The sequence below is a fragment of the Bosea sp. ANAM02 genome (assembly GCF_011764485.1).
Classification (GTDB): domain Bacteria; phylum Pseudomonadota; class Alphaproteobacteria; order Rhizobiales; family Beijerinckiaceae; genus Allobosea.
On record NZ_AP022848.1, the window covers coordinates 757,303 to 770,533 of the forward strand.

The 13,231-nt window shown below is 66.2% G+C and carries 15 protein-coding genes; 9 read left to right on the forward strand and 6 right to left on the reverse strand.

The genetic code is table 11. The annotated features are described in order from the left end of the window. Positions 1–2 precede the first annotated feature (2 nt). The 3 genes from OCUBac02_RS03610 to OCUBac02_RS03620 all read right to left on the reverse strand — a co-directional run bounded on the left by OCUBac02_RS03610 (position 3) and on the right by OCUBac02_RS03620 (position 3,843). The gene (locus OCUBac02_RS03610) at positions 3–1,502 is read right to left on the reverse strand and encodes a M81 family metallopeptidase (protein WP_173043495.1); all 1,500 of its coding nucleotides are present in this window, start codon (positions 1,500–1,502) and stop codon (positions 3–5) included. 140 nt (positions 1,503–1,642) lie between these two features. After that, positions 1,643–3,010: an ATP-binding protein gene (locus OCUBac02_RS03615; protein ID WP_173043496.1), complete on the reverse strand. Its 1,368-nt coding sequence runs from the start codon at positions 3,008–3,010 to the stop codon at positions 1,643–1,645. Beyond that, positions 3,007–3,843, reverse strand: a complete 837-nt coding sequence (locus OCUBac02_RS03620; RefSeq protein ID WP_244639084.1) for a response regulator — start codon at positions 3,841–3,843, stop codon at positions 3,007–3,009. The genes OCUBac02_RS03615 and OCUBac02_RS03620 overlap by 4 nt, the downstream gene beginning before the upstream one ends. A gap of 109 nt (positions 3,844–3,952) precedes the next feature. Here OCUBac02_RS03620 and OCUBac02_RS03625 point away from each other — a divergent pair, with 109 nt between their 5' ends. The 8 genes from OCUBac02_RS03625 (at position 3,953) to OCUBac02_RS03660 (ending at position 9,162) form a co-directional block, all read left to right on the forward strand. Beyond that, entirely contained in the window at positions 3,953–4,171 is a 219-nt protein-coding gene (locus OCUBac02_RS03625) for a hypothetical protein (protein ID WP_156134448.1), read from the forward strand. Continuing rightward, on the forward strand, positions 4,168–5,691 hold the full coding sequence (locus tag OCUBac02_RS03630; protein ID WP_173043497.1) for a TolC family protein: 1,524 nt from the start codon (positions 4,168–4,170) through the stop codon (positions 5,689–5,691). Before OCUBac02_RS03625 ends, OCUBac02_RS03630 begins: the two co-directional genes overlap by 4 nt. Positions 5,692–5,705: 14 nt before the next feature. After that, positions 5,706–7,142: a multicopper oxidase family protein gene (locus tag OCUBac02_RS03635; RefSeq protein WP_173043498.1), complete on the forward strand. Its 1,437-nt coding sequence runs from the start codon at positions 5,706–5,708 to the stop codon at positions 7,140–7,142. 27 nt (positions 7,143–7,169) lie between these two features. Beyond that, a complete protein-coding gene (locus OCUBac02_RS03640) occupies positions 7,170–7,652 on the forward strand; it encodes a cupredoxin domain-containing protein (protein WP_173043499.1) in 483 nt (160 codons plus the stop codon). 25 nt (positions 7,653–7,677) lie between these two features. After that, on the forward strand, positions 7,678–7,956 hold the full coding sequence (locus OCUBac02_RS03645) for a copper-binding protein (RefSeq protein ID WP_173043500.1): 279 nt from the start codon (positions 7,678–7,680) through the stop codon (positions 7,954–7,956). 50 nt (positions 7,957–8,006) lie between these two features. Then, complete coding sequence (locus OCUBac02_RS03650; RefSeq protein WP_173043501.1) at positions 8,007–8,249, forward strand: hypothetical protein; 243 nt, start codon at positions 8,007–8,009, stop codon at positions 8,247–8,249. A gap of 102 nt (positions 8,250–8,351) precedes the next feature. After that, on the forward strand, positions 8,352–8,588 hold the full coding sequence (locus OCUBac02_RS03655) for a heavy-metal-associated domain-containing protein (protein WP_244639085.1): 237 nt from the start codon (positions 8,352–8,354) through the stop codon (positions 8,586–8,588). Positions 8,589–8,673: 85 nt separating this feature from the next. Next, the gene (locus OCUBac02_RS03660; protein WP_173043502.1) at positions 8,674–9,162 is read left to right on the forward strand and encodes a DUF411 domain-containing protein; all 489 of its coding nucleotides are present in this window, start codon (positions 8,674–8,676) and stop codon (positions 9,160–9,162) included. Positions 9,163–9,212: 50 nt separating this feature from the next. Here the strand turns inward: OCUBac02_RS03660 and OCUBac02_RS03665 are convergent, their stop codons facing one another. From OCUBac02_RS03665 to OCUBac02_RS03675, 3 genes are read right to left on the reverse strand one after another with little or no spacing between them, the layout of a single operon-like run. After that, positions 9,213–10,517, reverse strand: a complete 1,305-nt coding sequence (locus tag OCUBac02_RS03665) for a TRAP transporter large permease (protein ID WP_173043503.1) — start codon at positions 10,515–10,517, stop codon at positions 9,213–9,215. A gap of 9 nt (positions 10,518–10,526) precedes the next feature. Next, positions 10,527–11,048, reverse strand: coding sequence for a TRAP transporter small permease (locus tag OCUBac02_RS03670; RefSeq protein WP_052231990.1), 522 nt, complete (start codon positions 11,046–11,048; stop codon positions 10,527–10,529). 47 nt (positions 11,049–11,095) lie between these two features. Further along, positions 11,096–12,082, reverse strand: coding sequence for a TRAP transporter substrate-binding protein (locus tag OCUBac02_RS03675; RefSeq protein ID WP_173043504.1), 987 nt, complete (start codon positions 12,080–12,082; stop codon positions 11,096–11,098). Positions 12,083–12,285: 203 nt separating this feature from the next. Between OCUBac02_RS03675 and OCUBac02_RS03680 the strand changes: the two genes are divergently transcribed. Further along, entirely contained in the window at positions 12,286–13,212 is a 927-nt protein-coding gene (locus OCUBac02_RS03680) for a LysR family transcriptional regulator (protein WP_173043505.1), read from the forward strand. Positions 13,213–13,231 lie beyond the last annotated feature (19 nt).

Consider the following 13,231-nt stretch of genomic DNA (forward strand, 5'->3'; position numbering starts at 1 on the left):
GTTCAGGCGAAGGGCTGGCCGAGAGGCGAAGTGCGCAGGCCCGGACGCAACCGGCGCCAGGGCAGAGCAGCGGGATCGACCGGCATCGGCCCCGGCGCGGCGCAGACGAGAATCGTCTCCGCGATCGGCTCGAAATCGGCGCGGAAATGCACCGAGCTCTTGTTGACGAGAATAGACTGCTCGGTCGGCTCGATGCCGACCTGCCGGTACATCGCCTGATCGGCCATCTGCGCCTTGCGCGAGCCGACGACGATCCGGACATCACCGATGCGCAGGCAGGCGCTCGGCCCGAGATTCATGCGCGAGCCCCCGTAGAACGGGCCCGGCGCGACGAAGCGGCCGTCCGACAGTTTCTCGACCAGGAATTCGCCGGTGAGCGGCTTGTCGCCGGGGATGCCGGAATTTGCGCCGAGCGACAGCGAGATCGTCTTGCCTTCGCCGGCGGCATGGGCGGCCGCGGCCGCCGCTGCATCGACAATGACGCCGATCGCGGCACGTCTGGCGCCGCCCTGCACGAGGGCATGGGCCATGCCCATCGTGTCGGAATCGCCCCCTGCACCAGGATTGTCCTGCGTGTCGGAGATGACGACGGGCTTCGACGCGGTTTCAGCCAGACGCATCGCCTCCGCGACACCGTCCTCGGGCGAGAAGACCCGGCCCTTGAAGGCGGCCTCGCTGGCCATCACCCGGGCGAGGACGGTATCGGCGGCGCGGTCGGCATCGTCCTGCGTCACGCCATAGGCGAGCACGGTCGCGCCGCAATCGGGAAAATCCGCAGCGGGAAAGCCGGGCAGGAAGGAGAGCGTCGGCACGGCCGGGCCTTCCAGTGCGGCGAGTTCCGCATAGATGGTGCGGCAGGGCTCCATCCCGGTCGCCTGCCAGGCGATGGGAATGAGATAGGGCACCTGACGGAAGGCCTTGGCCGGGCGTGCGCCCGTCTCGATCAATTGCGTCAGCACCGCGGCCGAGCGGCTGCCGGTCAGGGCCATGTCGACATGCGGATAGGTGCGGTAGGCCACGAGCGCATCGGCCATCGCCATCATCAACGGCGTGACGTTGCCATGCAGGTCGAGGCTGACGACGAGTGGAACCTCCGGCCCGATCGCGGCGCGCACCCGCCGTAGCAGTTCGCCCTCGCCGTCATCGTGATGCTCGGCGACCATGGCACCGTGCAGGTCGAGATAGACGCCGTCCAGCGGCAGCGCGGCGGCGATGCGCTCCACCAGCTCGCTCGCGATCGCCTCGAAGGCCTCGGCGGTGACATGAGCGGAGGGGCTCGCCGCGCACCAGAGCGTCGGCAGGAGCTCCCAATCCTGCCTGCGCGCGGCGTCGACGAAGCCGGCAGCACTGACATTGACATCCTTCACGGCCGCGAAGATCGCCTCGCCGCGCGCCAAAGGCGGCCAGCCGCCGCCTTGCAGGAAGGCCTCCATCCCGGCCTTGCTGGGCGCGAACGTGTTGGTTTCGTGCAGAAATCCGCCAAATGCGATGCGGCGCGGCATCCGTTCCCTCCCCGGTTGCCGCCGAGGTAATCACAGGCGGGCGCGCAGTCCAACACGCAAAAGCGCCGGCCCTGCCATGGCGGAATGAAGGAGCTGCATCGGTCTTGCAAGCCGCTTTCGCTGCCTGGCTCACGCAGTCCTCATCGGGAGGTCGGCGCGGGGGGATGACCGAGCCTCGGCAGCGAGACTGTGACGCGGAGGCCTCCTCCGGCCCGGTTCTCCAACGCGACAGACCCTTCATGCGTTCGGGCTATCGCCTGGGCGATCGTCAGGCCCAGGCCCGAACCGCCGGTCTCGCGGCCGCGCGATGCCTCCAGCCGCACGAAGGGATGGAAGACGCGCTCGATATCGGCCAGCGGGATTCCCGGTCCGTCATCCTCCACCGTGACGACAAATCGACCATCGGCTTCGGCAATGCTGACGCGCGCCGAAACGCCGTATTTGACCGCGTTGCCGATGATGTTCGTGAAGGCCCGCTTCAGCGGCAGGACGCGGCCCAGGATCGGAGCCGCGTTCAGTCCGGACAGGCTGACGTCGTGCCCAAGGTCGAGATGCTCGTCGACGATGGTCTCGATGATCGAGGCGAGGTCGATCCGTCGTGTCGCCTCGCTGGACAGGCCGCCGCGCAGGTATTCCAGCGTCGAGTCGATCATCTCCTCCATCTCGCCAAGATCGGCATCGATCAGGCGCCGGGCCGCTTCGTCGTCGAGGAGCTCGGAGCGCAATCGCAATCGAGTGATCGGCGTGCGCAGGTCATGCGATACCGCAGCCATCGCCTGCATGCGCTCGGCAACGAGGCGCTGGATGCGCTCGCGCATGGTATTGAAGGCGCGCGCGGCACGGCGGACCTCGGCCGGGCCGGCCTCCGGCAGGGGGTGCGGCACCTGATCGAGGCTAAAGCGCTCCGCCGCCAGCGCGAGGTCGCGCAGCGGCCGGGTCGCCCAGCGCAGCAGCAGCAATGCGACGACGACGATCCCGACGGCGAAGCAGATCATGATCGCGGTCAGGCTCCAGTCGAGATGCTGCGCGGCGCCCAGCGCCGAGGACGAGAAATTGACCCAGCTTCCATCGTCGAGCCGGATCGACACCAGCATCAGGTGCCGCTCGGTCGCGGCCCCGCCGTCATCGGCCAGTCCGACGCGGAAGGACTCGGCCGCAAGATCGGGCGCGAACTGTTTCAGTCGCGCTTCCATCCGGCGCGTCCTCTCGGTCGCCGGCACGTTGCCGAGGACGAGGCTGACCTTGCTCCAGTGGACTTCGAGGCTCGCGCTCGACAGGTCATGCGCGACGCGGTCGCGCTCCGCCCCGTCGGGAATACTGGCGATCGCGCGCTTGATCGAGACGATGCGCTCGGCGAGGCTGCCGTCGCGCCCGGCCGAGGCGAAGCTTTCGACTCCGACGCGAAAGGCCCAGTAACCGAGCAGGTGGAAGGCAAGCAGCGCCGCGAACAGGATCAGGATCGCGCGGCTCGCCACGGTATCGGGCCAGAGACGTCCGGGCAGCCTCAAGCGCTCTGTCCTTTATGGTGCCCGATCGTCGAGGCGAACAGGTAGCCCGCGCCCCTCACCGTCTTGATCAACTGGCTGCCATTGGTATCGGCCTCCAGCTTGCGGCGCAGGCGGCTGATCTGGACATCGATCGTCCGGTCGAACGGATCGTCGCTCATCCGTGCCTTGGCGAACTGCATCAGCGCCTCACGCGACAACACCCGGTTGGCATGCTCGACGAAGGCGACGAGCAGATCGAACTCCCCGGTCGAGAGATCGATCAAGGTCCCGGCCGGTGATTGCAGCTCCCGGCGCCGCAAGTCCAGGATCCAGCCGTCGAAGCTCAGGATTCCGCTCGGCTGCGTCAGCACGGAGTTTCGCGGCGCCCGCAAGCGGCGCAGCACGGCCCGGATGCGCGCCAGCAATTCGCGCGGGCTGAACGGCTTGGTGACATAGTCGTCCGCCCCGCCTTCGAGGCCCGCGATGCGGTCGCTCTCCTCGCCGCGGGCGGTCAGCATCACGATCGGGACCTGCGAGGTGGAACGCACGTCGCGACACAGCTCGACGCCCGAGCGCCCCGGCAGCATCAGGTCGAGGACGATCAGGTCGATGGCGCTATGCGCCAACGCTTCCATCATGGCACGGCCATCCGGCGCACCGGTCACCTGGTAGCCGTGCCGCTGCAGAAAGCGCGCGACCAGCAGCCTGATCTGGGGATCGTCATCCACCACCAGGATATGACCGTGATCGTCGGCGTTCGGCGCGGCAGACGCCTGACCCGTTTCGTGTTCCGCGTTTCCTGACATCACCATGCCGCGCAAGCGCCGGCTCTCCTCCTCCGTACGGACGGACAATAACGTGTGCGCGGCCCGACTGCCCGCGTCGCTTTGAAACAATTTGTAACGGACGCCTGGGGATCGGCGTTGCTACCCCTGCTCCACCGCAACAGGGGAGCCGTGAGTCGTGAGCTTGGTGAAGCTGCCGTTCCTGGGGGCGATCGGCCTGGCGCTCGGTGCCTGCTCGGTCGCCGCTCTTCCGGACCATCTGGCCCGGCCGGCCGATCCGAGTGCCCGCGTTCCCGCTGTCACCTATGGCAGCGTGACGGCAGGCGCCGCCACCTATCGCCCGGTCGAGCCCAAGGACTGGCGCGAGCTCAACCGCCGGGTCGGGCCGAAATCATGACGTTGCCGAACCATTCCGCCGCGCCGCCGCGCACCATTCTCCATGGGCTCTCCTTGACGTCATTCCCCGTTCAGAAAACCCTCCGCCTGCTGCGCTGGACCTTACTCGCCGGTGCCGTCGCGCTGCTCGGCGGCTGTGCCGGCTTTTCGGCCGATGGCGGCATGAGCGCGATCCGGAGTGCGACCTATGCCGATATCGGCAAGGACGTGGCGAAGGTCGGCGACGATCAGGCCGCGCTCACCGCCAAGGCGCGCGTCGACCGGTTGCTACGCACGCCGCTGACCGCTGACACCGCCGTACAGGTCGCGCTGCTCAACAATCGCGGCCTGCAAGCGGCCTTCAACGAGCTCGGCATGGCCGAGGTGCAGATGGTCGCCGCCAGCCTGCCGCCCAATCCGCGCTTTGGCATCTCCAAGCTCTCTGGCCGTTTCGAGGTCGAGATCGAGCGCCAGATCGTAGGCAGCCTGCTGGCGCTGGCGACCTTGCCGGCGCGGGCCGAGATCGCCCGCGACCGCTTCCGGACCGCGCAGATGCGGACGGCCGAGGCCGTTCTGAAGCTCGCGGCCGACACCCGCCGCCAGTACTACCGCGCGGCCGCGGCCAACGCGCAGGTCGCCTTCTACCAGGAGGCGAAAAGCTCCGCCGATGCCGCGTCCGAGCTGTTCAAGCGGCTTGGGGAAACTGGTGGCGTCAACAAGATCGACCAGGCCCGCGAATTCGCCTTCGAGGCCGAACTCACCGTGCAACTCGCCCAGGCCCGCCAGCAGCAGCGCCAGGAGCGCGAGCGCCTCGTCCGTCTGCTTGGCCTCTGGGGCGACGACCTGAAGTTCAGGGTCGGGAGCCCGCCACCCTTGCCGCGCCTGCAATCGGTCAAGGCGATCGAGGCCGAGGCCCTGCGCAAGCGCGTCGATCTCCGGATCGCGCGGGCCGAACTCGACACGCTCGCCAAGTCGCTCGGGCTCACCCAGGCGACGCGCTTCGTCAACGATAGCGACCTGCTCGGGCGGCGCACCTATGACCGCAGCCGCAGCATCAACGACCACGGCCATGTCGAGCGCGAATCCAGCCGCAGCCGGACGCTGGAGCTCGAGATCGAGATCCCGATCTATGATTTCGGCCAATCGAAGGTCGCACTCGCCGAGCAGACCTATATGCAGGCCGCCAACAGGCTCGCCGAGAAGGCGGTCAATATCCGCTCGGAAGCCCGCGAGGCCTACACCGCCTACCGTGCCCATTACGACATCACGCGCCAGTACCAGACCAACGTCCTGCCTTTGCGCAGGATCATCCAGGAGCAGTCGCTGCTGCAGTACAGCGGCATGCTCAACGACGTGACCGACCTGATCGCGGATGCCCGCAGCCGCATCCTCTCGAATGTCGCCGCGATCAATGCCCGCCGCGACTTCTGGATCGCCCATACCGATTTCAAGCATGCGCTGATCGGCGGCGGCAGCGGGGCTGGCGGCTCGGCCACCGCGGCTGCGGCTGGCGGCGGCGAGGCCGGCGGTGCAGGCCACTGAAGGAGCTGACGGACATGGCATCCCTTTCCCGCAGAGGCTTCATCGGCTCATCCGGGCTCGTGCTGGCCGGCACCGCCGCCGTCTCGGGCCGCGCTGCCTTCGCCGCCGTACCGGAAGCTCCGACCATGGCGGAAGCGACGACGCAGGCGCCGCTCGTGCCGACCACGGGACCGGACTACCAGCCGGTCGCGACGCTGAACGGCTGGTCCCTGCCCTGGCGGATGAACGGCGACTGGAAGGAGTTCCATCTCGTCGCAGAGCCGGTGGTGCGCGAACTCGCGCCCGGCATGAAGGCGTATCTCTGGGGCTATAACGGCCAGTCGCCGGGGCCGACCATCGAGGCGGTCGAGGGCGACAAGGTCCGCATCTATGTCACCAACAAGCTGCCCGAGAGCACGGCCGTACACTGGCACGGCCAGCGTCTGCCAAACGGCATGGACGGCGTCGGCGGGCTGACGCAGCCGCATATCCCCTCGGGCAAGACCTTCGTCTACGAATTCCTGCTGCGGCGCTCCGGCACCTTTATGTACCACCCGCATTCGGACGAGATGGTCCAGATGGCGATGGGCATGATGGGTTTCTTCGTCGTCCATCCGAAGGACCCCGCCTTCCGCCGCGTCGACCGCGATTTCGTCTTCCTGCTCAACGCCTTCGACATCGAGCCCGGCTCCTACGTCCCGCGCGTCGCCGAGATGACCGAGTTCAACATGTGGTGCTGGAACAGCCGCGTATTCCCGGGCATCGACCCCTTCGTCGTCGGCCTGAACGACAAGGTCCGCATTCGCTTCGGCAATCTGACCATGACCAATCACCCGGTCCACATGCACGGCTACGAGTTCAAGGTCTCCTGCACCGATGGCGGCTGGGTTGATCCGGCGGCTGCCTGGGACGAGGTCTCGGTCGACGTCGCCGTCGGCCAGATGCGCGCTTTCGATTTCGTCGCCGACGAGCCGGGCGACTGGGCGATCCACTGCCACAAGTCGCACCACACCATGAATGCCATGGGGCATTCGGTGAAGAACTATATCGGCGTCAGCAAGAAGGACCTGGCCAAGCGCATCGCCAGGATCGCGCCGGGCTACATGCCGATGGGCTCGAACGGCATGGGCGAGATGGGCGCGATGGAGATGCCGCTCCCGGACAACACCTTGCCGATGATGACCGGCTTTGCCCAGTTCGGCCCGGTCGAGATGGGCGGCATGTTCTCGGTGGTGAAGGTTCGCGAGGGGCTGGCGAAGAACGACTACAAGGACCCCGGCTGGTTCAAGCATCCCGAGGGAACCGTCGCCTACGAACTCAAGGGCGCAAAGCTCGGCGAGGCGCCGCGTGCAACCTCGCCCGACAGCGGCGTGAAGGCGGCGGAGTGGCGCGCCAAGGACCCGCGCAAGCCGACCCTCGGGCCGGACGGCAAGCCGCGCCCCGCCGCCAAGAACCCGCATTCCAGCCACTGACACGCTGTTCCCGCTCAGGAGAGCCTCATGATCCCAGCAGCCTTCAAACTCGCCGCAATCGCGGTCCTCCTCTCAGGCAGTGCGGCTTTCGCCGGCCCAGGTTCCGCCGGACACGGCCATGGCGACGAAACCGCCTATGGCAAGGCCGGCGATCCGAAAAAGCCGGCCCGGATCGTCCAGATCGTGATGGCCGAACGGGACGGCAGGATGTCCTTCATTCCGGACCGGATCGAAATCCGCCGCGGCGAGCAGATCCGCTTCCAGCTCCGCAACAACGGCGAACTCGACCACGAACTCGTGCTGGCGACGCTGGCGGAGAACCTCAAGCACGCCGTCGAGATGCAGAAGAACCCCGACATGGAGCATGACGATCCGAACGCCAGGCGGCTCGCACCAAAGAAGACCGGCGAGATCGTCTGGGCCTTCACCAAGGCGGGCGAGTTCGACTTCTCCTGCCTGATCCCCGGCCACCGCGAAGCCGGCATGACCGGCAAGATCATCGTCAAGTGAACGATTTCAGCGAAAGGAGCCTGCCATGCTGAAGACCGCCGCCACCCTCGCCTTTCTCGTCGCCGCGCTGCCGGCCGCCGCCCAGTCGGTCAACGGCACCGTCACCAAGATCGACGAGGCCCAGGGCAAACTCACCATCAATCACGGCCCGATCAAGAATCTCGACATGGACAGCATGACAATGGTGTTCCGCGCCGGCGACCCCACCATGCTCAAGGGTCTGAAAGCCGGGACCAAGGTCAAGTTCGACGCCGATCGGGTCAACGGCCAGCTCACCGTCACCAGGCTTCAGAAGGCGAAGTGAAGAGACGGAAGGAAGGCGGCCGGCTTCGACGCGTCCGTTTCCAGCGCGCAGTGGCGATCCTGGCCGTCATGGTGACGCCAGGTTCCGCCGCGCTGGCCTCCGATGCCGATCTGCAGCGCGCCCTCCTCGACAGCGGCTGCGCCGCCCCCCGAATCGAGACGATGCTGGAAAGGCACGGCTTCGTCGCCTACCGGGCGAATTGCCTCGGCACTTCGCACAAGGTCATCACCATCGTCTGCGGCAAGGGCCGGTGCAGCCCGAGCCCTTCAAGCGACGATCGCGGTCGCCCGTGACGACACCACTTGACCTTCCCATCATGGGAAGGCGCAGGCTCGGAGGATCGCCACATCGAAAGGACGATGCAGATGTGCTCCTGCCAACACCACGCGAAACCCGTGACAGAAACCGCTGCGCCAGCCGCCAGTGCCGTAACGTTTCAGGTCGCGGACATGACATGCGGCCATTGCGCCGGCCGTATCAAAAGTGCCATCGAATCCCGCCTGCCGGGTACGACGGTGACCGCCGACCCTGCTTCGAAGAACGTGAGCGTGCTTGGCACCGCCGATTATGCCGCGATCAAAGCCGCCATCGCTGCTGCGGGCTATACGCCGAGCCCGGAACAGATCGGTTGAACCTCGATTCCGGCCGTCACGTGCGGCCGCTCTCGGCCGGAGGAGCGGTGGTCGCGGTGACGACGGAGCAAGAAGGACCATTGTGATGGATGATATCTCGTTCTCCCGCCGCGCGTGGATGCTCGGCATCGCATCGGTTTCCCTGGGGGTCTTACGACAGCGTCCAGCAATCGCCGGCGAGACCCTCCCGAAGATGACCGTTACGCGGGACCCCAGCTGCGGCTGCTGCGGCAACTGGGTCGCACATGTGAGAGACGCAGGCTTCCCGGTCGAGGTGGTCGAGACTACGGAGGTGTTGCCCCTCAAGACAAGGCTCGGCGTGCCCGACGCCCTCGCCTCCTGTCATACGGCGGAAATCGGGGGCTATGTCGTGGAAGGCCATGTGCCGGCCCCGGCGATCAAGCGATTGTTGACCGAGCGCCCCAGGGCAACCGGCCTGGCCGTTCCGGGCATGCCGGTCGGCTCGCCCGGCATGGAGGTGCCCGGCCAGCCATCCGACACCTACGAGATCATCGTTTTCTCGGCCGGTCGGCAGAGCGTTTTCGCGCGCTATCGAGGGTTGGAGCAGATCTGACGTTCATCCTTCTGCCCCCACTCGTCGGCGGAACTTCGTTCGAAAATGCTTCAGCCGGTCATCATCTTCGGCAGCGCTGTCACGATCTGCGGGAATAGCGTCATCAGCACCAGCAGCAGCATCAGCACGAAGAAGTAAGGGATCGCCGCCTTGGTCACCGCGAGGATGTTCTTGCCGGTGATGCTCTGCAGCACGAACAGGTTGAAGCCGACCGGTGGCGTGATTTGCGCAGCTTCGATCAGCACCACCACGAAGATGCCGAACCAGAGCAGATCGATGCCCGCCGCTTGCACCATCGGCAACACGACCGACGATGTCAGCACGATGATCGAGATGCCCTCGAGGAAGCAGCCGAGGATCAATATGAAAACGGCCAGCACCGCCAGCAGCGCGTAGGGTGAGAGGTGCATCGCATCGACCCAGCTCGCCAGCGAGCGGGGAATGTCGACGAAGGCGACGGCAATGGTCAGGCAGGCGGCGCAGGCGATGATGAAGGAGATCATGCAGGAGGTCCGCATCGCCGCCATCAGCCCGTCCACGAAGCTCGCGCGCGTCAGCCCGCCGCCGACCGCCGCCAGGATCAAAGCGCCGATCACGCCGATGGTCGCAGCCTCGGTCGGGGTGGCGATGCCGCCATAGATCGAGCCGACCACCGAGGCGATCAATAGCGCCACCGGGATCAGGCGGCGCGAGCGGTAGATCTTCTCCCGGAATGGCACGGGCGGCTCGGCCGGCGGCATCCTGTCCCGATTGAGCAGGCTCCAGATCGCCGTATAGCCCATGAACAGCGTCATCAGCAGCAGGCCGGGCAGGATGCCGGCGATGAACAGCCGCGCGATCGAGACTTCCGCCGTCACGCCATAGACGATCATGATGATCGAGGGTGGGATCAGCAGCCCGAGCGTGCCTGAGCCGGCGAGCGTCCCGATCGTCAGGTTGAGCGGATAGCCGCGCTTCTCCAGCTCTGGCACGCTGATCCGGCCAATCGTGGCACAGGTCACGGCCGAGGAGCCGGCGACCGCCGCCATGATTCCGCAGCCCAGCACGTTGACATGGAGCAGCCGGCCCGGCAGCCGCGACACCCAGGGCGCCAGCCCCTGGAACATGTCGGCCGAGAGCTTCGAGCGGAACAGGATCTCGCCCATCCAGATGAAGAGCGGCAGCGAGGTCAGCGCCCAGCCCCAGCTCGAATCCCAGAGCGTCGAGGCGATGAGGGAACCCATCGGCGCCGTGGTGAAGAGCCCCATCATCACCATGCCGACGGTGAGCAGCGAGAGCGCCACCCAGACGCCGCCGGCGAGCAGCAGGAGCAGGGAGCCGGCGAGGATGAGCGAGGCGAGAACGGTGGTATCCATCATCGCCGCCTATGCCACCGGCCTGTCGAGGTCGATCTCGTCGGGCGCCTCATAGCGCGGCTCGCGGCCGGTCAGGAGCCAGACGAGCTCATCGATGAAGGCGATCGCCAGGGCAGCGATGCCGATGGTGACGCCGGTCTGGGGAATCCAGAAGGGCATGGCCAGCAGGCCGGGGCTGACATCGTTGAACGCCCGCGATTGCAGCGCGAGCGCGCCGACATGCCAGGCAAGGAACGACACGACCACCGTGCCGAGCAGGCAGTTGATGATCTCGATTCGGTGCCGCCACCTCTCCGGCAGGCGGTCGATGAGCAGATTGATCCGGACATGACCGCCGCGCCGGAAGGTGTGGGCGAGACCGAAGAAGGTCGATGCCGCCAGGCACAGGCCTGCCGCCTCGGTGGCATCGACCGTCACGCCGCGCATGCGCCCGACGATCTGGGCGACGATGGCCAGTCCGATGCCGACCATGAAGGCGGCGGCGATATAGCCGCACGCCTCATAGAACCTGTCGAGAACGCCTCGTATCACCGGTCACTCCGCTGGCCATATACGTGGGATTGGCAGGCGGAGGCCGGTTACTTCAGGCTCTTCTGATAGGTGTCGTAGACGGCCTTCTCCTCGGGCGTGGCGCTTGCCAGCCAGTCGGCGACCATGCCCTTGCCGGCAACCTCGATGGCGTCGAGGATGTCCTTCGGCGACTGCGCGATGGCCACGCCATGGCTCTTGAGCACGGTTTCGCGCTCCTCGCCCGCCTTCCTGGAGAGTTCCCAGCCGCGCTTCGTCGCGGCCTCCCCGGCCTCGATCACGACCTTCTGCGTCGCCGGGTCGAGCTGGCGGAAGGCGCGCTCGTTGACGAGGATCGCGTTCTTGTTGTGCATCGTGCCGGTATAGGTGAAATTCTTGACGTAATCCCAGACTTGGACGTCGGTGCCGGTCTGCGCGCTGGTCCAGAGCGCCTGGATCATGCCGGTCGAGAAGGCTTGGGGCACCTCGGCGAAAGGCAGGATCAGCGCTTCCATGCCGAGCTTCTCACCCATGATCTGGGTCTGCTTCGAATAGATCCGAAGCTTCTGGCCCTTCAAATCAGCCAGGCCCGTCAGCGGCGCCTTGGTGTAGAAGCCCTGTCCCGGCCAGGCGACATAGGTGATGGCGCGCATGCCGTTCTTCTTGAACAGCGCATCGAAGAACGGCGCCTGAGCCTCGGTCAGCTTGGTCGCCTGGTCATAGGTCGTGGCGACGCCGGGGATGTTGTCGAGATTGTACATCGCGCCTTCGTTGCCGTAGACGCCGAGGCGGATCTCGCCGATCTGGATCTGGCCGGACTGGACGGCGCGCTTCACCGCGTCGAGCTTGATCAGGCTGTCGTTCGAGCGCAGGTCGATCTTGAGCTTGCCGCCGCTCTTCTCCTCGATCTCCTTGATCATCTGCCGGATGTTCTGGGTGAAGAAGCTGCTTTCCGGATAGCCGGAAGCCATGGTCCAGCTCGTCTGGGCGCTGGCGGGCGCGGCGAGCCCGAGGCTCAGGGCAAAAGCGGCGGAGGCGATCAAAGCTCTGCGGTTCATGGTTCCCCTCGTTCTTGTCGCGCTGCGGAGACCGTGCGCGTTTCAGGAGCCGGAGCCGTGCCGAAGCCCGATCGACGGCCAAGGGACAGTCCACCGCGTTCCGCCGATAGCAGCCAATTGAATTTTGCTGTTTTCGCGATGCATTTTCTTTATCGATGACAGGCCGCCGCTCTCCACCCGCGCGGCCGTGCCGGAAACAAGCGATGCCGAACTGGACGCTGAAGCAGCTCGAAAGTTTCGTCTGGGTCGCCAAGCTCGGCAGTTTCCGGGCGACGGCCGAGCGCCTGAACACGACCCAGCCCAATATCTCGGTGCGCATCTCGCAGCTCGAATCCGTGCTGGGCGTCAGACTGTTCCACCGCGATTCCGGCTCGGTTGCGCTAACGCCGATCGGCCATTCATTGCTCGGCCAGGCCGAGCGTGTGCTGCAGGCTTCCGAGGAATTCTCCCAGCAATCGATCCGCTCCGACCAGCAGATCGGCATCCTCCGGCTCGGCGTCGCCGAGCTCATCGCCCAGACCTGGCTGCGCGACTATCTGCTCGACCTGCGCGAGGTCTTCCCGAATGTCGATGTCGAGCTCAGGGTCGACCTGACGATCAACCTGCGCGAGGAGCTGGTTTCGCGATCGCTCGACCTGTGCCTGCTGAACGGCCCGATCTCGAACTTCAACATCACCAATGTCGATCTCGGCTCCGTGCCCTATCTCTGGGTGGCCTCGCCGCGGCTCGGGCTCACCGGCTCCGATCTGGCGACGATGGCCTCGCATACGATCCTGACCCATGCGCGCAACACGCGCCATTTCGTCGAGCTCTCGGCGCATTTCCGCGACAACTGGGAGAGGCCGGTCCGGATCGTGCCGTCGAGCAGCCTCGCGGCCAGCCTGCAGATGACCATCGACGGCCTCGGCATCGCGCCGATGTCGCGCACGCTCGTCGACAAGCTCCTCGACACCGGCGAGCTTGTGGAGTTCCCCTATGAATGGAAGCCGAGCGCCCTGATCTTCACGGCCTCCTATGCCCATACGCCGGCCAGCTTCCTGCTGAAACGGGCGGCAGAGCTCGCCGGCGAGAGGGCTGCGCGGCATCACCAGGGCGATCTGCGAAGAGGCGCGGAAATGATCGCTCGATAAAGATTTCATATCTAATAAC